Source organism: Faunimonas sp. B44 (genome assembly GCF_052655945.1).
Map to the genome: position 1 here is coordinate 481,358 of NZ_JBQYEX010000002.1, position 18,653 is coordinate 500,010.

Consider the following 18,653-nt stretch of genomic DNA (forward strand, 5'->3'; position numbering starts at 1 on the left):
TCGCGCGACGCCGGCCGTGACATTTGAACGGGCGAACGGGCGTCAGCCCTCCGCTTCGATCTGCTCGACGGCCGTTCCGAGCAGTTCGTCCATCGTGCGGCGAAGCTGGTGATCGGAGCATGCCACGCCGGCTGCATCGAAATCCGCCCGAACCTTGCGGAACACGTCGTGGTCACCCGGCTCCGCCACGTCGGCCCGGATGACTTCCCGCGCATAGGCCTGCGCGTCCTCGCCGGTCTTCCCCAGCTTCTCCGCGGCCCACAGGCCGAGCAGCCGGTTGCGCCGGGCGGTCGCCTTGAAGCGGAGCTCCTCGTCGCGCGCGAACTTGGTTTCGTACGCGTCCTTGCGATTGTCGAACGTCGTCATCACATATCTCCTCGCCCCGCTGTTGGCCGTTCCTTAGCGACGCCTCCCCCGGCGCGCAACGCCGGTTTCCCCGGCGCTCGGGGGATTAGATTGTAACGAAGGCGCATTTCCGCTAGGTTCCGCCCGCGCGTGAGGGTCGCCCGAGGGCCGCCGGCCCGACATTGATCCTTGAGCCATGATCCATCGATTCACACCGAAGACCAACATGACCCGTCGCCGCCGCATCTACGAAGGCAAGGCCAAGATCCTCTACGAGGGTCCGGAGCCGGGCACCCTGATCCAGCACTTCAAGGACGATGCCACCGCCTTCAACGCCAAGAAGCACGAGATCGTCGACGGCAAGGGCGTGCTGAACAACCGGATCTCGGAGTATATCTTCAACCATCTCAATGCGATGGGCATTCCGACCCACTTCATCCGCGCGCTCAACATGCGCGAGCAGCTGATCCGCGAAGTCGAGATCATTCCGCTCGAGATGGTGGTCCGCAACGTCGCGGCCGGCTCGCTGTCGCAGCGCCTCGGCATCGAGGAGGGTACGCCGCTGCCCCGCTCGATCATCGAGTTCTATTACAAGAACGACGAGCTCGGCGACCCGATGGTCTCCGAGGAGCACATCACCGCGTTCGGCTGGGCGAGCCCGCAGGAGATCGACGACATGATGGCGCTCGCCATCCGCGTGAACGATTTCCTGTCCGGTCTCTTCCTGGGCGTCGGCATCCGCCTCGTCGACTTCAAGATGGAATGCGGCCGGCTCTGGGAGAACGATCTGATGCGGATCGTCGTCGCGGACGAGATCTCCCCCGATTCGTGCCGGCTGTGGGACATCGAGACGAACATGAAGCTCGACAAGGACCGCTTCCGCCGCGACATGGGCGGGATGCTGGAGGCCTATCAGGAGGTCGCCAGGCGGCTCGGGCTCATCAACGCCAACGAGCGCGTGACCGGCTCCGGCCCGGTCCTGGTCCAGTAATCCCGCATGAAGGCACGCGTCTTCGTCACCCTGAAGTCCGGGGTGCTCGACCCGCAGGGCCAGGCGATCCAGGGCGCGCTCGGCGCGCTCGGGTTCGACGGCGTCCAGTCCGTCCGCCAGGGCAAGGTCTTCGACATCGAGCTCGCCGACGGCGCCGATGCCGAGGGCCGGCTGAAGGACATGTGCGAGAAGCTCCTCGCCAACACCGTGATCGAGAACTACCGCGTGGAGTTTGGCTCTGAGCGGAGCTAGCCGTTCGAGCCCGGGCAGCGGCGACCGCGCGGTTTAGCGAGAATTGAAGCACCGTCACGCACTGGCCACGAACGTGGCTGACGAAGGGCAAGCGGCGAATCGCGGAGCTTCGTTCGGAGCGGGTGCCGAATCGCTGCGATAATGCCGCCGACCAGGAGCGATTCGGAGACCTCATGAAATCCGCCATCATCCTCTTCCCCGGAACGAACCGCGAGCGCGACATGGCCGCGGCGCTGAAGCGCGCCTCCGGCCGCGACCCGGCGATCGTCTGGCACGGCGAGACGAGCCTGCCCGACGTCGACCTGATCGTGCTGCCGGGCGGCTTCTCCTTCGGCGACTATTTGCGCGCCGGGGCGATCGCCGCCCGATCGCCGGTCATGGCCGAGGTCGTGAAGCGGGCCAGGGACGGCGTGCTCGTGCTCGGCGTCTGCAACGGCTTCCAGTCGCTCTGCGAGGCCGGGCTCCTGCCGGGCGTGCTGATGCGGAACGCGTCGCTCAAGTTCGTCTGCCGCGAGGTGAAGCTCGAGGTCGTGAACACGCAGACGCCGTTCACCCGCGCCTACAGCCCGCGCCAGGTGATCCGCTGCCCGGTCGCCCATCACGACGGCAACTACTTCGCCGACGAGGCGACGCTCGACCGGCTGGAGGGTGAAGGCCGCGTCGCCTTCCGCTATGCCGAGGGCACCAACCCGAACGGGTCGCGGCGCGACATCGCCGGCATCCTGAACGAACGCGGCAACGTGCTCGGCCTCATGCCTCACCCGGAGGACATGGTCGAGGAGGCGCACGGGGCGACGGACGGGCTCGGCATCTTCGAGAGCATCGTCGGCGCGCGGGAGCTCGCGGCGTGATGGCGGGTCGTCCGAAAGTGCTCGGCGCCGTCTGCCTCTCGCTCGCCGCCGGGCTCGCCGGCTGCGTGTCCGCGCCGCAGCCGGGCGGGCAGGACTACCTCTCCTACCGCGCGAGCGGGAACCCGATCGCCGTCTCGGAGCACGTCTCCGGCCAGGTCGGCGCCTGCTGGTTCGGCGCGGACCGCGGCGCCTTCGCGGGCTACGCCTATACACCCGAGATCGACACGGGCCGCGCCCGCGTGCTGATCGTCGCCGCGAACGATCCGGCGGGGCTGCCCAAGCTGGTGATCGAATCCACCGCCTCGGGCCCGGGGACGGGCGTGAAGCTGTTCGGCCCACTGCTGGCCGGCCCGCAGGGCGGGCGCATTCAGGCCGACGTCGCCCGCTGGAGCTCGGGCGCGGCCGGCTGCTGAGCCTCGGTGCCGGCCCCGCCCGGCGTGTGGGAGGTTCCCGCCTGCCCGGCGGCGAGGAGGTGCAGGCAGTCCCAGGCGGCGACGGCATGGATCAGGAACGCCGCCGCGAGGAACCGGTCGGTCAGCGCCGCGAGCGCGTCGGTGGGCCGGACACGCTCGTCGCGCGCGCCCGATCGGACGACGAGGCCATCCGCGGCCGCCATCTTCAGCACCGACGCCACATGGGCGCGCGACAGGTCGAGGCGGCGGGCGGTCTCGGCGATCGTGAACTCCGCGGCGCCCCCCTCCGAGCCGGTGCGCGCGCTGCCGAGGGCGAGCAGGACCAGCAGCCCGCCGTCGCGCTCGATATAGGGCGCGATCGCGGGCGTGGCATGGACGGTGCGGTAGCCTCCGGCGAACCGCTCGCTGAGCGCGCGCACGAAGGCCGCCATGACGGCCCTGTCCTGCAGCCGGTCGAGCACCTCCTTTACGTGCGGAAACAGCCGCGACGCGCCTTCGAGGAGCACCGACCAGCGCTCCCGCGTGATCCGCTCGAACGGTTCGGTCGCGACGAGCCGGCGCGCGCGGCGATCTGCGCTCGGCGCGACGGCCACGTAGCCGAACAGGCGCATGACGGCGACCATTGCGGCCACGCGGTTGGGGCTGCAGACGTCGAGCCCGTGGCATAGCGCCTGCAGCCTCGACAAGGTCAGCTCGCCCTCGCCGCTTTCGGCACGGAAATGCAGGTCGAGCAGCAGAAGCGACAGGACGAGACGGCCGCGGTCGTTCAGCACCCGGTTGAGCGCGTACCGGTTCTGGTAGGTCTCGAGGATGCCCCGCGCACTGCACGCGGCCGCGGCGGAAAAGCCGTCCATCGCCATGATGCGCGCCATGGCTCCGCCGGAGAGCGGATCGGACGCCGCGCCGTCGAAGAGATCCCGGACGGCGGCGGAAGCAGAATTCTCCCGCATGGTGTGATCGGCCGCTGCCGGCCGCCCCGATACAACCAAAACTTGGCATTGGCGGCCGCCGCTGCGCGAGACACCATTGCACCGCCTGGACGCACAAAGTGGCGCCCGAGCGATCCGACAACAATGCCCGTTCCGGCCGGCGCCGGGAAGGAGGGTCCAATGCCGCAACGTCTCGCTTTGCCGATCCTGGTCTTCGCGCTCGCGGGCTCCGCCGCGAGCCCGGCCGATGCGGCCGTCTATTGCCGGGCTGTCGGCGTGCCGAAGGGCTGCGTCGCGGCACCCGTGCCGACGGTCGTCGTCACCCGGCCCGCTGCCGTCGTGACGCCCGCTCCGGTGGTCGTCGGGCCGGGTCCGGTCGTGGCGCCGCGCTCCGCGGTCAACCGGGGCGGCCCGGTGAACCGCGTCGGCATCCGCTGAACGCACGCAATCGAAGGAGGAAGAGGATGCGGAGAAGCATGATCGGCCTGATGGCGCTGGCCCTGCTCGCGCCGGGCCCGGCGCTCGCCGACCGGAATGCCGCCAATGCCTGCGCGGCGGGGCTCGGTTCGGACGCCAGGCTCATCTACGAGCGCGCGCTTCCCGGCGCGGCCGGCGGCGGCGATCTCCCCACCGTGGTCAAGGATGCCGCGACCGCGCTCGTCAAGGCCGGGCAAGTGGCACGGGCTTCCGCGCGGGGCGCCGCCCAGGCCGCCGGAGCCTGCCTGAAGCAGCTCTGAGGCGCTGAAGTCCCGTCGAAGGGCATGGGTGTCCGACGCGCGGGCTGCAAGAGCCGGCGCGTCGAGGCGTCGCGTCGCCTCGGAGGTCAGTCCCAGAACCGGCGCAGGCCCTCGCGATAGGCGTCGGCGCGTGAGATGCCGATGTCCTTCAGCTGATCGTCCGTCAGCGCGAGCAGTGCCCTGCGCGTGCGGCGGCGCTCGGCCATTTCCGACAGCCGCTCCAGAAGCGCGACGGCGAGGCTGTGCAGCGCGCCCCTCGCATTGCGTTGCACGGCACGGGCACGTCCGCTGCTCCGGATTGTCTCTATTGTACCCATCAGTCCACCCGCCCGTTGTGCGCTTCGAGAGCGACTTGATGCATTGACTCGGCGACACTGGGCAATATAGATAATTGTCACCGTGACAAGTTGGGTTCCAGATCTCTCATCCCGAACGGGGCCGCTTTATGTGCGGCTCGCCGACCAGATCGAGCATGCGATCGACAGCGGCGCTCTTTCGTCCGGGACCAAGCTGCCGCCGCAGCGCAACCTCGCCTTCGACATCGGCGTGACGATCGGCACGGTCAGCCGCGCCTATGCGCTTGCGCGCCAGCGCGGGCTGGTGAGCGGAGAGGTCGGCCGCGGCACCTACGTGATGGAGCGGCGCACGCCGGACGAGGCCGAGGCGCCGGTTCGCGACGACCATCGCCCGAGCCTGCCTGCAATGGCCTCCGGAGCGCAGGAGGGCGCGCTGCGCTTCGACATCACGGCCGCGCCCGAGATCGGCATCGGCCCCGTGCTCGAGCGGCTCGTCGCGGAGGTGTGCCGCGACCATCCCGACGCGGTCGCTTCCTATATCGGCCGGATACCCGCCTCCTGGAACGAGGCCGGCGCGCGCTGGCTCGCACGTGACGGGTGGATGCCGGCCCCCGCGGACGTCGTGCCGACGCAGGGCGCGCATGCCGCCATCATGGCCGTGATCGCCACGACGACCGCGCCGGGCGAAAGGATCGCCTTCGAGCCCCTCACCTATGCCTCTATTGCGCGCAGCGCCGCCTTGTCGGGCCGGCGGCCGACCATCGTCGCGGCCGACGACGAGGGCATCCTGCCCGACGATCTCGAACGCGTCTGCGCGCAGCAGCACCCGAAGCTGCTCTTCCTCATGCCGGCGCCGCAGAACCCGACCGTCGCCGTGATGGGCGAGGCGCGCCGCCGCGCCGTCGCCGAGATCGCGCGCCGCCACCAGCTCTGGGTGATCGAGGACGCCGTCTACGGCGTGCTGCTGCGGGATTCCCTGCCGACGCTGGCATCGCTCGCGCCCGATCGGGTGTTCCATGTCGGAAGCCTGTCCAAGGCCGTGGCGGCGGGCGTGCGCGGCGGCTGGGTCGCCTGCCCGCCGACCTTCGCGAGCCGGATCACCATCGCCCACAAGATGATAACGGGCGGCAAGCCGTTCCTGCTGGCGGAGGTGGTGGCGCGGCTCGTGAACTCCGGGGCGGCTTTCGAGCTCGCCGACGCGACGCGGGCGGAGATCGCCCGCCGCGTGGCGCTCGCGCGCGACATTTTCGGCGGCCTCGACGTGCGCCTGCTCGATGACGCCCCGTTCCTATGGCTGACGCTGCCGGAGCCCTGGCTGTCGGGCACGTTCAAGACAGCCGCGGCGGCAGAGGGGATCCTCATCGACGGCGAGGACGAGTACAAGCCCGGCCGCTCCGACACCGCCTATCACGGCGTGCGGATCGGCTTTTCCACGGTTCCCGAGATCGAGCGGGTGGAGGCCGGGTTCCGGACCCTGCGCCGGCTCGTCGACCAAGGGCCGGCCGCCTACGACGCCTACAATTAATCGGCCGCGGCGGGGGATTTCGCATGCGCGCGGTGTTTCCCGCCGCCGGACCGCGCTAGGAGATGCGGGACCACGTCCGCAGCCTCGGGCAGATCCATGGACAGACCGAACGACATCGCCATCACGCCGGAGCTCGTCGCCGAGCACGGGCTGAAGCCAGACGAGTACCAGCGCATCCTCGGCCTGATCGGGCGCGAGCCGAGCCTGACGGAACTCGGGATCTTCTCCGCCATGTGGAACGAGCATTGCTCCTACAAGTCCTCGCGGAAATGGCTGCGCACGCTGCCGACGACCGGGAGGATCGTCATCCAGGGGCCGGGCGAGAATGCCGGCGTCGTCGACATCGGTGACGGGCTCGCTGCCGTCTTCAAGATGGAGAGCCACAACCACCCGTCCTACATCGAGCCCTACCAGGGCGCGGCGACCGGCGTCGGCGGCATCCTGCGCGACGTCTTCACCATGGGCGCCCGCCCGATCGCCGCGCTGAACTCGCTCCGCTTCGGCGAGACGTCGCATCCGCGCACGCGGCACCTGGTCGCCGGCGTCGTCGCCGGCATCGGCGGCTACGGCAATTCCTTCGGCGTTCCGACCGTCGGCGGCGAGGTGAACTTCCACCGCCGCTACAACGGCAACTGCCTCGTCAACGCGTTCGCGCTCGGGATCGCCCGGACCGACGGCATCTTCTACTCGAAGGCGAAGGGCGTCGGGCTCCCCGTCGTCTATCTCGGCGCCAAGACCGGCCGCGACGGCGTCGGCGGCGCGACCATGGCCTCGGCCGAGTTCGACGAGCGGATCGAGGAGAAGCGGCCGACCGTGCAGGTCGGCGACCCCTTCACCGAGAAGCGCCTGCTGGAAGCCTGCCTCGAACTGATGGCGTCGGGCGCCGTGGTGGCGATCCAGGACATGGGCGCCGCAGGGCTGACCTCCTCGGCGGTGGAAATGGGCGCCAAGGGCGATCTCGGCATCGAGCTCGACCTCGACCGGGTGCCGACCCGCGAGACCGGCATGACCGCCTACGAGATGATGCTGTCCGAGAGCCAGGAGCGCATGCTCATGGTGCTGAAGCCGGAGAAGCACACCGAGGCGGAGGCGATCTTCCGCAAATGGGGCCTCGACTTCGCCGATGTCGGCCGGACCACGGACGACCTCCGGTTCCGCGTGCTCCGGCACGGCGCAATGATGGCCGACCTGCCGATCAAGGACCTCGGCGACCAGGCGCCGCAATATGACCGGCCGTGGACGGAGCCGCCTGCGCCGGCGCCGCTCGACGAGGCAGGCCTGCCCGAGGTGGCGTGGCACGACGCGCTCGTCGCCATGCTCGGTTCCCCGGACCTTTCGTCCCGCCGCTGGGTCTGGGAGCAGTACGACCACCTCGTGCAGGGCAACACGATCCAGAAGCCCGGCGGCGACGCGGCGGTGGTCCGCATCGACGGAACGGACAAGGCGCTCGCGCTCACGGTCGACGTCACGCCGCGCTATGTCGAGGCGGACCCTTACCAGGGCGGGATGCAGGCGGTCGCGGAATGCTGGCGCAACCTCACGGCGGTGGGCGCCGATCCCCTCGCCGTGACCGACAATCTGAATTTCGGCAATCCCGAGCGCCCGGCGATCATGGGCCAGTTCGTGAAGGCGGTCGCAGGGATCGGCGATGCCTGCCGCGCGCTCGACTTCCCGATCGTGTCCGGCAACGTGTCGCTCTACAACGAGACACAGGGCGAGGCGATCCTGCCGACGCCGGCGATCGGAGGCGTCGGGCTCATCCCGGACTGGCGCGGCGCGGCGACGCTCGCCTTCAAGCAGGACGGCGACGAAATCCTGCTGATCGGCGCCCCGCAACGCGCCTGGGGCACGCATCTCGGCCAGTCGATCTGGCTGCGCGAGGTCGCCGGGCGCGAGGACGGGCCGCCGCCGCCCGTCGACCTTGCGGCCGAGAAGCGGAACGGCGACTTCGTCCGCGCGCTGATCCGCGCCGGGCGCGTGAACGCGGTCCACGACCTCTCCGATGGCGGGCTGCTCGTCGCGGTCGCGGAGATGGCGCTCGCCGGCGGCCGCGGCGCGATCCTGGACCAGCCGTCCGGGCCGGTCGCCGCGATCCTCTTCGGGGAAGACCAGGGGCGGTACGTCGTCGCGGCATCCCCGGATGCGGGGCAGGCGCTCGTGGCCGAGGCGGAGGCAGCCGGCGTCCGGGCGGCCCGCATCGGCGCGGTAGCGGGCGATGCGATCCGGATCGGCGAGGACACCGTGCCGCTCGATCGGCTCCGCGCCGCTCACGAGGGCTGGTTCCCGCAGTTCATGGACGCGCCCGATTCGGCAAATTTCGGCTGACGCGCGGCGCGCCCGGCCGCGGCGCTTCCCTTCTCCGATCCCGAGAACGCGCGCGATTGACGCGAACCCGCCCGGCAACCACATTGTATGACCAAGGCGGCCAGCCGATTCCAGCGGCGCCGCCCGATTGCGAGGGACCCAATGCCGATGAGCGCCAGCGACATCGAGCGGCTGATCCGGGACGCGCTGCCCGACGCCCGCATCCGGATCCGCGAGCTCGCCGCAGACGGCGACCACTACGCCGCCGAGGTCGTCTCCGAGCAGTTCCGCGGCAAGAGCCGTGTGCAGCAACACCAGATGGTGTATGAGGCGCTCAAGGGAAAGATGGGCGGCGTGCTCCACGCGCTCGCGCTTCAGACGAGCGCACCGGACTGAGCCCGCCCCGAACCGATCAGGAGCAGAACGTGACCACCCCCATCCATGACTGGATCGACTCGCAGGTGAAGGCGAACGACGTCGTGCTCTTCATGAAGGGCACGCCCGCCTTCCCGCAATGCGGCTTCTCCGGACAGGTCGTGCAGATCCTCGACTATATCGGCGTGGCCTATTCCGGCGTGAACGTGCTCGATTCCGACGAGCTCCGCCAGGGCATCAAGGAATACACCAACTGGCCGACCATCCCGCAGCTCTACGTGAAGGGCGAGTTCGTCGGCGGCGCCGACATCATCCGCGAAATGTTCCAGGCCGGCGAGCTGCCGGGCTTCTTCGAGGAGAAGGGCGTCCAGAAGGCCGCCTGATGCGGTCGCACCGGCCGCCCGGCCGACCCCGCCACGCATGAGCCATCCCGAACGGCCCGGGTTCCCGCCCGGGCCGTTCGCTATTCGGCCGCCTTCATCCCGGCCGCGGGCGCCAGGCCGGCAAACCCGAAGAGCTCCGGATCGAGCAGGTGCGACGGCCGGGCGTTGCCGAGAGCACGCAGCATGTTGCGCTTCGTGCCCGGCTGCACGCGCTCCCATTCGGCGAGCATCGCCTTCACCCGCGCGCGCTCGAGCCCGTCCTGCGAGCCGCAGAGGTCGCAGGGGATGATCGGGAATCGCAGCGCTTCGGCGAAGCGCGCGAGATCGGCCTCGGCCGAGTGCACCAGGGGCCGCAGCACGAGGAGATCGCCCTCGTCGTTCAGGAGCTTCGGCGGCATGGCGGCGAGGCGCCCGCCATGCATGAGGTTCATCATGAACGTCTCCAGCACGTCCTCGCGGTGGTGGCCGAGCACGATCGCGCTGCACCCCTCCTCGCGGGCGATCCTGTAGAGGTGCCCGCGCCGCAGCCGCGAGCAGAGCGAGCAATAGGTCCGCCCTGCCGGAATCGTGCGCGTCACGACCGAATAGGTGTCGCGCCGCTCGATCCGGTGCGGAATGCCGTGGGCGGAGAGGAAGTCCGGCAGGACGTCGGCTGGAAATCCGGGCTGCGCCTGGTCGAGGTTGCAGGCCAGCAGATCGACAGGAAGGAGGCCGCGCCACTTCAGGTCGAAGAGGAGCGCGAGCAGCGACCAGGAATCCTTGCCGCCGGACAGGCAGACCAGCCAGCGGGCGCCGGGCTCCACCATCGCGAAGCGGTCCAGCGTGTCGCGCACCTCGCGCACGAGGCGCTTGCGCAGCTTGCCGAACGCGACCGTGTCCGGGGCGTCGCCGAAGAGCGGAGGCGCGCCGCCTGCCGGCGCGAGCGTGACCGTTTCCATGGCGGGCTTCTGGCAGATCGCGCGGCCGGCGGAAAGAGGGGTCGCCGGCAGTCGGCGACGCCAAACGAAGAAGGCCGCCCGCGGGCGGCCTTCAAGAGAGGCGGGACGAAACCCGGGTCAGCGCGAGTAGAACTCGACCACCAGGTTCGGCTCCATCACCACCGGATAGGGCACGTCGCTGAACGCCGGGGTCCGCGCATACTTCGCGGACATCTTGTTGTGGTCGACCTCGATGTAGTCCGGAACGTCGCGCTCGGCGAGATCGACGGCTTCCAGCACCAGCGTCATCTGCTTGGAGCGTTCGCGGACCTCGACGACGTCGCCGACCTTGCAGCGGTAGCTCGGGATGTTGACCTTGCGGCCGTTCACCCGGACGTGGCCGTGATTGACGAACTGGCGCGCCGCGAACGGCGTCGGCACGAACTTGGCGCGGTAGACGATCGCGTCGAGCCGGGCCTCGAGCAGGCCGATCAGGTTCTCCGACGTGTCGCCCTTCATCCGGGCCGCCTCGTCGTAGATCCTGCGGAACTGCTTCTCGGAGATGTTGGCGTAATAGCCCTTCAGCTTCTGCTTCGCGCGCAGCTGCGTGCCGAAGTCGGAGAGCTTCTGCTTGCGGCGCTGGCCGTGCTGGCCCGGGCCGTATTCACGCTTGTTGACGGGGCTCTTCGGGCGGCCCCAGACGTTCTGGCCCATGCGGCGATCGAGTTTGTACTTCGCCGAATTGCGCTTGCTCATTCTCTGCCTTACCGTTTCGGTTTCGTCGAAACGCGCCCATCCTCTGCCGGAGCGTCCTGGCCCGGCCGACAGGGGCGCAGCGAGAGCTCGCTGCGAACGCTTCCGAAAAGCGCAATACCCCACGGGTGCGTCTGCGCTGTCGCGCGACGGCTGTCAGTTAGGCGTTCGGGCCAAGGATGTCAAACGGTTCCGCCGGGCCGGTGCGGGAGCCGGCCCGGCGGCAAGAGACGGCGCCGGCGCAGCCGCCGCCGCGCCAGCGCCCGTCCGGTCAGACGGTGATGACCGTGACGATCACGTAATCCGCCGGGTCGACGATCACGATCCGGCCGTCGGGGAGCAGGAAGAACACGTAGCCTTCGTATTCCGGCACGACCTCGATGATCCGGGGCGGCAGCGGGTGGAACGTCACGGTGCGCGGCACGGCCGTGCCGACCGAGATGTTGATGTCCACGTTGACCGGCTCGACCTTCTGCTCGACGATCACGTCGCGGATGCGCGTGCGCTGCTCGGAGGAGACCTCGACGGACGCACCGCGGCGGCCTTCGGCCGACCCGCTCTGCTGCTGGCCGGACGGGCGGTCCGCGGCCTGGCCGGCGGCCGGGGCATCCGATCCGCCCTGCTGCCCGGCGCCCGCAGGCTGATCCCGCCCGCCCTGCTGTCCAGCCGAAGGCGCGGCCTGATCCGCGCCTCCCGCTCCGCCCGGCGATCCGGAGGCGGGGCCCTGATCGGCCTGCGCGCCGCCGGACGGCTGCTGGCCCGGCGCCGGGGAGCCGCCCGCGGGACCGCCCTGCCCGCCGCCTGCGGGTCCGGTCGGACCGGCGCCGCCGCCCTGAGCGGAAGGCGTCTGCTGCTGCTGCTGCTGCTGCGCCCCGCCCGCCTGGCCCGGGCCGCCGGCCCCGCCGCCCTGCCCTGCGCCGGCCGCCGGGGCCTGCTGCTGCGGCGGGAGCTGCGGCGTGTTCGACTGCGCCTGGACGCCTGCGGCCGCCAGCATGCCGGCGATGGCGATGCCGCTCATCAGGATACGTTTCATTGGAGCCTCCTTGGCATTTGTCGTGATCCGTTCCGTTCTGGAAGGGACCTGACAAATCGCCCCGGAAGCGTGACGGTTCCGGTTCGGGCGCCCGTCGGGCGCTCGAAACAGCCTGGGCGGGAGCGCCGCCGCCCTCCGTCAATCTCCGGTCGCCCGGCCGGGCGGCCGAAGCGCGCTCAGTGCATTGCGATCCACTCGCGGGCGGCGCGAAGCGCGCGGGCGATTTCGGCCGGGCTCAACTCGCCGGCGATCTCCTCCCGGTGAAGAGCCGCCGCGCGATTGCCGCGCTGCGCGGCGATGTTGAACCACTTGTGCGCTTCGACCAGATCGGGACGGCCGCTCCGGCCGGCCGAGCAGACGATCCCGAGGCGGAACGGATCCAGATCGCCCTGGGCGGTCGCGGACAGTGCCATAGACATTCGAACCCCCGATTCCCTGTTCTCTCCAGCGAGATGTCCTCGCCTTGTTGCAGGTCCGATGGTCGCCGGATCCTTTCACCGTCCGGTTAAAAGGCGCGCTTAACGGAAGCTCACCGCAACCTTAACCTCAGGTGCACGGGCGCGCGGAAGATTGATGCAAGTTACGGACAAAACTGGATAATTTCGTCCGCGCCGGTGCCGGGCGCCGGCGACGGCGTTCACGCCCCCTTCACCACGCCGACATCCGGGCCGGGGCGTCGCCCGCCGGATGCAGTTCAGGCGCGGGCGCGCTGGTTGAAGAGGACCTTCTGCGCCTCTTTGTCCTCGGCGAGGTTCATGCGCCGCTCCACGCCGACCTTCAGCCCGCGCGCCACCGCCGGCCGGGCGAGCATCGTGTCGAGCCAACGCCGCACGTTCGGGAACTGCGCGAGGTCGACGCCCTGGCGCTCGTGCCCGCGGGCCCATCCCACGATCGCCATGTCGGCGATCGAATATGCGCCGGCGACGTAGTCGCGCCCGGCGAGCCGGCGGTCGAGGACGCCGTAGAGCCGGTCGGCCTCGTCCTCGTAGCGCCGGATCGCGTAAGGGATCTTCTCAGGCGCGTAGGACCGGAAGTGGTGGTTCTGGCCGAGCATCGGGCCGAACCCGGCCATCTGCCACATCAGCCATTCCTCGACCTCGACGCGGCGGCGCTCGTCGGACGGGTAGAAGCGCCCGAACTTGCGGCCGAGATAGAGCAGGATCGCACCGGACTCGAACACCGAGATCGGTTCGCCGCCCGGACCGTCCGGGTCGACGATCGCCGGCATCCGGTTGTTTGGCGAGATCGCCAGGAACGCGGGGTCGAACTGCTCGCCGCGACCGATATCGACGTACCGTACCGTGTAGGGCGCCCCGAGCTCCTCGAGCATGATGGTGATCTTGTAGCCGTTCGGCGTCGGCCAGTAATAGAGGTCGATCGGGCTCGTCCGGATCACGTCCACGGCTCGCTCCTGCAGTTCGGGATTCAGCGCTCCGGCGTCCGAATGGTGCGGCGCCGCAAATCGTTCCGTCAGGCGAGCCGACAGAGCACGCAGGCGTAGAAGCCGTCCGTGCCGCTCCGGCGCGGCGAGAACAGGAACCAGTCGTGCCGGGCGGCGAGCGGGAGCGGCAGGTCGCCGAAGGCAGCTCGCCACGCATCCTCTGCCGGAACCAGGCGGAACTCGGGATGGCGGTCGAGGAAGGCGGTGATGCGCGCCTCGTTCTCCTGCGGGAGCAGCGAGCAGGTCGCATAGGTCAGATGGCCGCCCGGCCGCACGAAGGGCGCGGCGCCGTCGAGCACGGCGTCCTGCTCGGCGATGCGGCGCGAGACGGCCTCCGGCGAGAGCCGCCACTTGGAATCCGGGCGCCGGCGCCAGACGCCCGAACCCGTGCAGGGCGCGTCCACCAGCACGCGGTCCATCCGCCCTTCCAGCCCGGCCAGCGCGCCGTCGCCCGGCGGGCGGACCTGCACGTTGCGGACGCCGTTCCGCTTCAGCCTTTCGTAGATCGGGGCGAGCCGCAGGCGATCGCCGTCATAGGCGAAGATCTGGCCCCGGTTCTCCATCGCCGCCGCGATCGCGAGCGTCTTGCCCCCTGCCCCGGCGCAGAAATCGAGCACCTGCTCGCCGGGTCTTGCTCCGGAAAGCAGCGCGCAAAGTTGGCTGCCCTCGTCCTGGACCTCGTAGCGGCCGCGCTGGAAGCCCTCCTCCGCCTGGACGTTCGGGTGGCGGCGCGGCCCCTCCGCGGGCGGAATGCGGATGCCGACCGGCGAGATCGCCGTCGGCGCGGCGGCGAAGCGGGCGAGCTGCTTCATCACCCGCTCGCGGTCGCTCTTCAGCGTGTTGACGCGGAGGTCGAGCGGAGGCGCGGCGGCGAGCGCGGCGCCTTCCGCCTCCCAATCGTCCTCGAACGCCTCCTCGAAGAAGGGCACCATCCATTCCGGCAGGTCGGCCCGCACGTTCGGGGGCGCCTCCTCCAGGTCCGCCGCCGCCATCCACTTCAGGTGCTCCGGCGGGATCGCTGCCGGGGCGTGGGAATCCTCGGCGAAGGCGAGGTTCAGTCGCTGCGGGTCCTCACCCCAGACGAAGATGGCGGCGCCGACAGCGAGCGCCCAGGGCGAATCCTCGCCCATTCGCCAGGCGATCGACAGCCGGCGGCGGAGCGCGTCGTGAACGAGGTTGCCGATGACCGCGCGGTCATTCGCGCCGGCGAAACGGTGCGAGACGCCCCAGTCGCGCAGCGCGTCCGTGACAGGCCGATAGCGCCTCTCAATATCCGTCAGCACCTCGATCGCGGCGGCGATCCTGCCGGGGAGCCGCATGTCCTCAGGTCTCGAGCAGGCGAACGGCCACGATCAGCCACATCACGATCAGCACGGCCGTGCCGAGCAGGAAGGCGAAGAAGCGGTGGCGCACATTGTTCGTGGTGACGTGGATCGCGGTGTGGAGCACGCGGGCGGCGACGAAGGCCCAGGCGAGGAGGACGAGCGGCAGTCCCGTCGCCCCGATCTCTGTCGCCAGGATGCAGAGGACATAGAAGAGAACCGGCGTCTCGAACTGGTTGCGGAAGTTGTTGGCGATCTGCCGGACGTCGTCCGGCCAGGGATCGCCGGACAGCGCGACCTCTGGAATGCTGACGCGCCCGGCGCGGAGCGCGGCGATCCGTGCTCGTCCGGTCCAGAGCAGGATGGCGATCGTCAGCGCGATCTGCGCGAGAATGGGTGGATAGAGCGAGAGCGGCCCGCTCATACGGCGCCCGGGTAGTTCGGGCTCTCGCGGGTGATCGTCACGTCGTGCGCGTGGCTCTCGCGGAGCCCAGCGCCCGAGATGCGCACGAACTCGGCCCGTTCCCTGAAATCGGCGAGGCTGCGCGCGCCGACATAGCCCATTGCCGCCCGCAGCCCCCCGGTCAGCTGGTGCAGCACGCTCGCCACCGGCCCCTTGTAGGCGACCTGCCCCTCGACGCCTTCCGGCACGAGCTTCAGCGTGTCCCGCACCTCGGCCTGGAAGTAGCGGTCGGCCGAGCCGCGCGCCATCGCGCCGACGGACCCCATGCCGCGATAGGCCTTATAGCTACGCCCCTGGTAGAGGTAGACCTCGCCCGGGCTCTCCTCGGTGCCGGCGAGGAGCGATCCCACCATCGCCACGGAGGCACCGGCGGCGAGCGCCTTGGCGAGGTCGCCAGAGAACTTGATGCCGCCGTCCGCGATGATTGGCACGTCGCCGGCGGCGGCGACCGATTCCAGGATGGCGGTGAGCTGCGGGACGCCGACGCCCGCCACGATGCGGGTGGTGCAGATCGAGCCGGGACCGATGCCGACCTTCACCGCGTCCGCGCCGGCGTCGATCAGCGCCTTCGTGGCATCGGCCGTCGCGACGTTGCCGGCGATCACCTGGGCGCGGTTGGAGAGGCGCTTCACGGCCGCCACGCTCTGCAGGACCAGCTCGGAATGCCCGTGCGCCGTATCGATGACGATCACGTCGCAGCCGGCGTCGAGCAGCCGCTCGGTGCGGGCGAGCCCCTTGTCGCCGACCGTGGTGGCGGCGGCCACCCGCAGCCGCCCCTGCTCGTCCTTGCAGGCGTTCGGGTTGAGCCGCGCCTTCTCGATGTCCTTGACCGTGATGAGGCCGATGCAGTTCTGGTCGCCGTCGACGACGAGGAGCTTCTCGATCCGGTGCTGGTGGAGGAGCCGCTTCGCCTCATCCTGGTTCACCGTCTCGCGCACCGTCACCAGCCCGTCGCGCGTCATCAGCTCCGACACCTTCTGCGCCGGGTCGGAGGCGAAGCGGACGTCGCGGTTGGTGAGGATGCCGACGAGGCGGCCGGTGATCGGGCCGCCGGTCCCGCCGTTGGCGACCACCGGAATGCCGGAAATGTTGTAGTCCCGCATCAGGGCCTTGGCGTCGGCCAGCGTCGCCTCCGGGCCGATCACCACCGGGTTCACCACCATGCCGGACTCGAACTTCTTCACCTGGCGGACTTCCTCGGCCTGTGCGTCCGGCTCGAGGTTGCGGTGGATGACGCCGAGCCCGCCGGCCTGCGCCATGGCGATCGCGAGCCGCGATTCCGTCACCGTGTCCATCGCGGCCGAAAGGATCGGGATGTTCAGGCGGATCTGGCTGGTCAGCCGCGTGCCGATCTCGGTTTCGCCGGGCAGCACTTCGGAGCGGCCGGGGCGCAGCAGAACGTCGTCGAATGTCAGCGCCTCGCGGCCAGTGACGACGTCGATGATCCGGACCATGCCATACCTCGGAATAGGATCGCCGGAGGCTCCGAGCGGCGCCTGAAGCTCGGAATCGGCTCTCGGGGGGTTGGCGGGGGTGATTAACATGGCCCCGCGGACTTGGAAATGGAGGCCTGCGCCGCGGCGAACGCGGCAACGTGTCTCCATGCCTGCCGACGCCCGACCGGCGCCGGCCCGCCGCCGATCGGGACGCGGCACGGCGCGACTTGCGCGGCCGCCGCAACGTCGTAAGAGCAGGGCCCGCCCGGCGCAGCCGCAGCCGGCGACGCCGCCTGTCCCCGAGATGCGCCCCGCCCGATGCCGAACCGGATTCTCCTCCCCCTCATCGTGGCCTGCGCCCTCTTCATGGAGAACCTCGATTCCACGATCCTGTCGACCGCGCTGCCGACGATTGCGCGCGACTTCGGCACCAGCCCGATCCACCTGAAGCTCGCCCTCACGAGCTACCTGCTCGCGCTCGCCATCTTCATACCGGCGAGCGGGTGGATGGCGGACCGCTTCGGCGCGAGGACCGTCTTCCGCCTGGCGATCCTCACCTTCACGTTTGGATCGGTCCTCTGCGGCCTGTCGTCCTCCCTCGGCGGCATCGTCTTCGCGCGCATCGTGCAAGGCATGGGCGGGGCAATGATGGTGCCGGTCGGGCGGCTCGTCATCCTGCGCTCGGTCGAGAAGCGCGACTTCGTCGGCGCCATGGCCTGGCTCAGCATCCCGGCCCTCATCGGCCCCGTGGCGGGCCCGCCGCTCGGCGGCTTCATCACCACCTATTTCGACTGGCGCTGGATCTTCTTCATAAATGTACCGATCGGCGCACTGGGGCTCTTGCTGGCCACGCTCTACATCCCGGACATCCGCGGCGACCAGGAGCGCCGCTTCGATGTGGCGGGCTATCTGCTCGCCGGCTTCGGCATCGCCGCCTTCGTCACCGGCTCGACTTCGCTCGGGCTCGGCATACTCCCGGGCCCGGTCGTGGCGGCCCTGCTCGTCGGCGGCGCGCTCGCGCTCCTCGCCTATGTGCGGCACGGGCGGCGGGCACCCGACCCGATCATCGATCTGACGCTCTTCCGCCTGCCGAGCTTCCGCATCAGCCTCGCCGGCGCCACCCTCTTCCGCGTCGGGATCGGCGGCATTCCCTTCCTGCTGCCGCTCATGATGCAGCTCGGCTTCGGCATGAGCGCCTTCCACTCGGGCCTGGTCACCTTCGTCTCCGCACTCGGGGCGATGACCATGAAGTTCCTCGCCCCGCCGCTCCTGCGCCGTGCCGGGTTCCGCCGCATCCTGCTCGTCAATGCGGTCGTCGCGGGCGCGTTCGTCGCCGTTCCCGCGGCCTTCACGCTCGCGACCCCCGTCCCGCTGATGCTGGCCTTGCTGCTGATGGGCGGCTTCTTCCGGTCCCTCCAGTTCACCAGCATGAGCGCGCTCGTCTTCGCCGACGTTCCGTCGGAGCGGATGAGCCACGCCACCAGCCTGTCGAGCGTGGCGCAACAGGTGGCGCTCAGCATCGGCATCAGCGTCGGGGCGATGGCGCTCGAATTCGCCTCCGCGATCGAGGGCGCCCTCACCGTGGAGGCATTCCGCCCCGCCTTCCTCGTGATCGGGCTCGTGACGGCCGTCTCGGGTCTGGCCTTCATGCGGCTCTCGCCCGATGCCGGCAGCGAGGTGTCCGGCCATCGCCGCCACCACGCCTGACGCCGAGGCGACCGCCGCCCATTGCCGTTAAGGCAGCATCGGCCGAGCACACGGCAGACCTCGTATCCCGAGCGCCCGGCTGCAATCTCTTAACCAAGACTTCCGCGCGTGCCGCATTCCTATAACAACTCGTCAACTAAATAATGATGCGTTTTTTACGCAGTTTGCGCGAGCTGCTAC

At 70.0% G+C, this 18,653-nt stretch carries 22 protein-coding genes; 11 read left to right on the top strand and 11 right to left on the bottom strand.

The annotated features are described in order from the left end of the window. Positions 1–42: 42 nt before the first annotated feature. Positions 43–366: a DUF1476 domain-containing protein gene (locus tag ACUN0C_RS05535; RefSeq protein WP_445465318.1), complete on the bottom strand. Its 324-nt coding sequence runs from the start codon at positions 364–366 to the stop codon at positions 43–45. 205 nt (positions 367–571) lie between these two features. Between ACUN0C_RS05535 and purC the strand changes: the two genes are divergently transcribed. From purC to ACUN0C_RS05555, 4 genes are all read left to right on the top strand, one after another. Next, on the top strand, positions 572–1,336 hold the full coding sequence (gene purC / locus ACUN0C_RS05540) for a phosphoribosylaminoimidazolesuccinocarboxamide synthase (protein ID WP_445465319.1): 765 nt from the start codon (positions 572–574) through the stop codon (positions 1,334–1,336). Positions 1,337–1,342: 6 nt separating this feature from the next. Further along, positions 1,343–1,588, top strand: coding sequence for a phosphoribosylformylglycinamidine synthase subunit PurS (gene purS / locus ACUN0C_RS05545; protein ID WP_445465320.1), 246 nt, complete (start codon positions 1,343–1,345; stop codon positions 1,586–1,588). A 173-nt stretch (positions 1,589–1,761) separates the two neighbouring features. After that, complete coding sequence (gene purQ / locus ACUN0C_RS05550) at positions 1,762–2,439, top strand: phosphoribosylformylglycinamidine synthase subunit PurQ (protein WP_445465321.1); 678 nt, start codon at positions 1,762–1,764, stop codon at positions 2,437–2,439. Next, the gene (locus ACUN0C_RS05555; RefSeq protein ID WP_445465322.1) at positions 2,439–2,852 is read left to right on the top strand and encodes a hypothetical protein; all 414 of its coding nucleotides are present in this window, start codon (positions 2,439–2,441) and stop codon (positions 2,850–2,852) included. Before purQ ends, ACUN0C_RS05555 begins: the two co-directional genes overlap by 1 nt. Here ACUN0C_RS05555 and ACUN0C_RS05560 read toward each other — a convergent pair. Beyond that, positions 2,807–3,802 carry a hypothetical protein gene (locus ACUN0C_RS05560; protein WP_445465323.1) on the bottom strand — a complete coding sequence of 332 codons (996 nt, stop codon included), beginning with the start codon at positions 3,800–3,802 and terminating at the stop codon, positions 2,807–2,809. The genes ACUN0C_RS05555 and ACUN0C_RS05560 overlap by 46 nt on opposite strands. Positions 3,803–3,961: 159 nt before the next feature. Between ACUN0C_RS05560 and ACUN0C_RS05565 the strand changes: the two genes are divergently transcribed. Both ACUN0C_RS05565 and ACUN0C_RS05570 read left to right on the top strand, forming a co-directional pair. Beyond that, a complete protein-coding gene (locus ACUN0C_RS05565) occupies positions 3,962–4,219 on the top strand; it encodes a hypothetical protein (RefSeq protein WP_445465324.1) in 258 nt (85 codons plus the stop codon). 26 nt (positions 4,220–4,245) lie between these two features. Further along, positions 4,246–4,518 (top strand): hypothetical protein, encoded by a 273-nt coding sequence (locus ACUN0C_RS05570; RefSeq protein ID WP_445465325.1) that lies wholly within the window; start codon positions 4,246–4,248, stop codon positions 4,516–4,518. Positions 4,519–4,604: 86 nt separating this feature from the next. On the opposite strand, the gene ACUN0C_RS05575 is transcribed toward ACUN0C_RS05570, so the two are convergent. Next, positions 4,605–4,790 carry a DUF1127 domain-containing protein gene (locus ACUN0C_RS05575; RefSeq protein ID WP_445465326.1) on the bottom strand — a complete coding sequence of 62 codons (186 nt, stop codon included), beginning with the start codon at positions 4,788–4,790 and terminating at the stop codon, positions 4,605–4,607. Between the two features lie 127 nt (positions 4,791–4,917). Here ACUN0C_RS05575 and ACUN0C_RS05580 point away from each other — a divergent pair, with 127 nt between their 5' ends. The 4 genes from ACUN0C_RS05580 to grxD all read left to right on the top strand — a co-directional run bounded on the left by ACUN0C_RS05580 (position 4,918) and on the right by grxD (position 9,401). Continuing rightward, positions 4,918–6,339, top strand: a complete 1,422-nt coding sequence (locus ACUN0C_RS05580) for an aminotransferase-like domain-containing protein (protein ID WP_445465327.1) — start codon at positions 4,918–4,920, stop codon at positions 6,337–6,339. A 96-nt stretch (positions 6,340–6,435) separates the two neighbouring features. Next, the gene (gene purL, locus ACUN0C_RS05585; RefSeq protein WP_445465328.1) at positions 6,436–8,664 is read left to right on the top strand and encodes a phosphoribosylformylglycinamidine synthase subunit PurL; all 2,229 of its coding nucleotides are present in this window, start codon (positions 6,436–6,438) and stop codon (positions 8,662–8,664) included. Positions 8,665–8,805: 141 nt separating this feature from the next. Beyond that, on the top strand, positions 8,806–9,039 hold the full coding sequence (locus tag ACUN0C_RS05590; protein WP_445465329.1) for a BolA/IbaG family iron-sulfur metabolism protein: 234 nt from the start codon (positions 8,806–8,808) through the stop codon (positions 9,037–9,039). Between the two features lie 29 nt (positions 9,040–9,068). Continuing rightward, positions 9,069–9,401, top strand: coding sequence for a Grx4 family monothiol glutaredoxin (gene grxD, locus ACUN0C_RS05595; RefSeq protein WP_445465330.1), 333 nt, complete (start codon positions 9,069–9,071; stop codon positions 9,399–9,401). 80 nt (positions 9,402–9,481) lie between these two features. Here grxD and ttcA read toward each other — a convergent pair whose 3' ends face one another. The 8 genes from ttcA to guaB form a co-directional block, all read right to left on the bottom strand. Next, on the bottom strand, positions 9,482–10,339 hold the full coding sequence (gene ttcA / locus ACUN0C_RS05600) for a tRNA 2-thiocytidine(32) synthetase TtcA (protein ID WP_445465331.1): 858 nt from the start codon (positions 10,337–10,339) through the stop codon (positions 9,482–9,484). A 117-nt stretch (positions 10,340–10,456) separates the two neighbouring features. Beyond that, entirely contained in the window at positions 10,457–11,074 is a 618-nt protein-coding gene (gene rpsD / locus ACUN0C_RS05605; RefSeq protein ID WP_445465332.1) for a 30S ribosomal protein S4, read from the bottom strand. A gap of 268 nt (positions 11,075–11,342) precedes the next feature. After that, positions 11,343–12,104, bottom strand: coding sequence for a DUF1236 domain-containing protein (locus ACUN0C_RS05610; protein ID WP_445465333.1), 762 nt, complete (start codon positions 12,102–12,104; stop codon positions 11,343–11,345). 176 nt (positions 12,105–12,280) lie between these two features. Further along, positions 12,281–12,523: a hypothetical protein gene (locus tag ACUN0C_RS05615; RefSeq protein WP_445465334.1), complete on the bottom strand. Its 243-nt coding sequence runs from the start codon at positions 12,521–12,523 to the stop codon at positions 12,281–12,283. A 275-nt stretch (positions 12,524–12,798) separates the two neighbouring features. Next, the gene (locus ACUN0C_RS05620) at positions 12,799–13,506 is read right to left on the bottom strand and encodes a glutathione S-transferase N-terminal domain-containing protein (RefSeq protein WP_445465335.1); all 708 of its coding nucleotides are present in this window, start codon (positions 13,504–13,506) and stop codon (positions 12,799–12,801) included. A 68-nt stretch (positions 13,507–13,574) separates the two neighbouring features. Then, positions 13,575–14,864: an RsmB/NOP family class I SAM-dependent RNA methyltransferase gene (locus ACUN0C_RS05625; RefSeq protein ID WP_445465336.1), complete on the bottom strand. Its 1,290-nt coding sequence runs from the start codon at positions 14,862–14,864 to the stop codon at positions 13,575–13,577. A gap of 4 nt (positions 14,865–14,868) precedes the next feature. Next, positions 14,869–15,291, bottom strand: coding sequence for an MAPEG family protein (locus tag ACUN0C_RS05630; protein ID WP_445465337.1), 423 nt, complete (start codon positions 15,289–15,291; stop codon positions 14,869–14,871). Further along, complete coding sequence (guaB, locus tag ACUN0C_RS05635; RefSeq protein WP_445465338.1) at positions 15,288–16,784, bottom strand: IMP dehydrogenase; 1,497 nt, start codon at positions 16,782–16,784, stop codon at positions 15,288–15,290. Before guaB ends, ACUN0C_RS05630 begins: the two co-directional genes overlap by 4 nt. 300 nt (positions 16,785–17,084) lie before the next feature. On the opposite strand from guaB, the gene ACUN0C_RS05640 reads away from it, so the two are divergent. Further along, positions 17,085–18,473: a DHA2 family efflux MFS transporter permease subunit gene (locus ACUN0C_RS05640; RefSeq protein WP_445465339.1), complete on the top strand. Its 1,389-nt coding sequence runs from the start codon at positions 17,085–17,087 to the stop codon at positions 18,471–18,473. Positions 18,474–18,653: the final 180 nt, after the last annotated feature.

Bases quoted from the DNA above. Each gene is read 5' to 3' on its own strand.
- ACUN0C_RS05535 (WP_445465318.1), bottom strand. From the start codon at position 366: ATGACGACGTTCGACAATCGCAAGGACGCGTACGAAACCAAGTTCGCG.
- purC (WP_445465319.1), top strand. From the start codon at position 572: ATGACCCGTCGCCGCCGCATCTACGAAGGCAAGGCCAAGATCCTCTAC.
- purS (WP_445465320.1), top strand. From the start codon at position 1,343: ATGAAGGCACGCGTCTTCGTCACCCTGAAGTCCGGGGTGCTCGACCCG.
- purQ (WP_445465321.1), top strand. From the start codon at position 1,762: ATGAAATCCGCCATCATCCTCTTCCCCGGAACGAACCGCGAGCGCGAC.
- ACUN0C_RS05555 (WP_445465322.1), top strand. From the start codon at position 2,439: ATGGCGGGTCGTCCGAAAGTGCTCGGCGCCGTCTGCCTCTCGCTCGCC.
- ACUN0C_RS05560 (WP_445465323.1), bottom strand. From the start codon at position 3,802: ATGCGGGAGAATTCTGCTTCCGCCGCCGTCCGGGATCTCTTCGACGGC.
- ACUN0C_RS05565 (WP_445465324.1), top strand. From the start codon at position 3,962: ATGCCGCAACGTCTCGCTTTGCCGATCCTGGTCTTCGCGCTCGCGGGC.
- ACUN0C_RS05570 (WP_445465325.1), top strand. From the start codon at position 4,246: ATGCGGAGAAGCATGATCGGCCTGATGGCGCTGGCCCTGCTCGCGCCG.
- purL (WP_445465328.1), top strand. From the start codon at position 6,436: ATGGACAGACCGAACGACATCGCCATCACGCCGGAGCTCGTCGCCGAG.
- ACUN0C_RS05590 (WP_445465329.1), top strand. From the start codon at position 8,806: ATGCCGATGAGCGCCAGCGACATCGAGCGGCTGATCCGGGACGCGCTG.
- ttcA (WP_445465331.1), bottom strand. From the start codon at position 10,339: ATGGAAACGGTCACGCTCGCGCCGGCAGGCGGCGCGCCTCCGCTCTTC.
- rpsD (WP_445465332.1), bottom strand. From the start codon at position 11,074: ATGAGCAAGCGCAATTCGGCGAAGTACAAACTCGATCGCCGCATGGGC.
- ACUN0C_RS05610 (WP_445465333.1), bottom strand. From the start codon at position 12,104: ATGAAACGTATCCTGATGAGCGGCATCGCCATCGCCGGCATGCTGGCG.
- ACUN0C_RS05615 (WP_445465334.1), bottom strand. From the start codon at position 12,523: ATGTCTATGGCACTGTCCGCGACCGCCCAGGGCGATCTGGATCCGTTC.
- ACUN0C_RS05625 (WP_445465336.1), bottom strand. From the start codon at position 14,864: ATGCGGCTCCCCGGCAGGATCGCCGCCGCGATCGAGGTGCTGACGGAT.
- ACUN0C_RS05630 (WP_445465337.1), bottom strand. From the start codon at position 15,291: ATGAGCGGGCCGCTCTCGCTCTATCCACCCATTCTCGCGCAGATCGCG.
- guaB (WP_445465338.1), bottom strand. From the start codon at position 16,784: ATGGTCCGGATCATCGACGTCGTCACTGGCCGCGAGGCGCTGACATTC.
- ACUN0C_RS05640 (WP_445465339.1), top strand. From the start codon at position 17,085: ATGCCGAACCGGATTCTCCTCCCCCTCATCGTGGCCTGCGCCCTCTTC.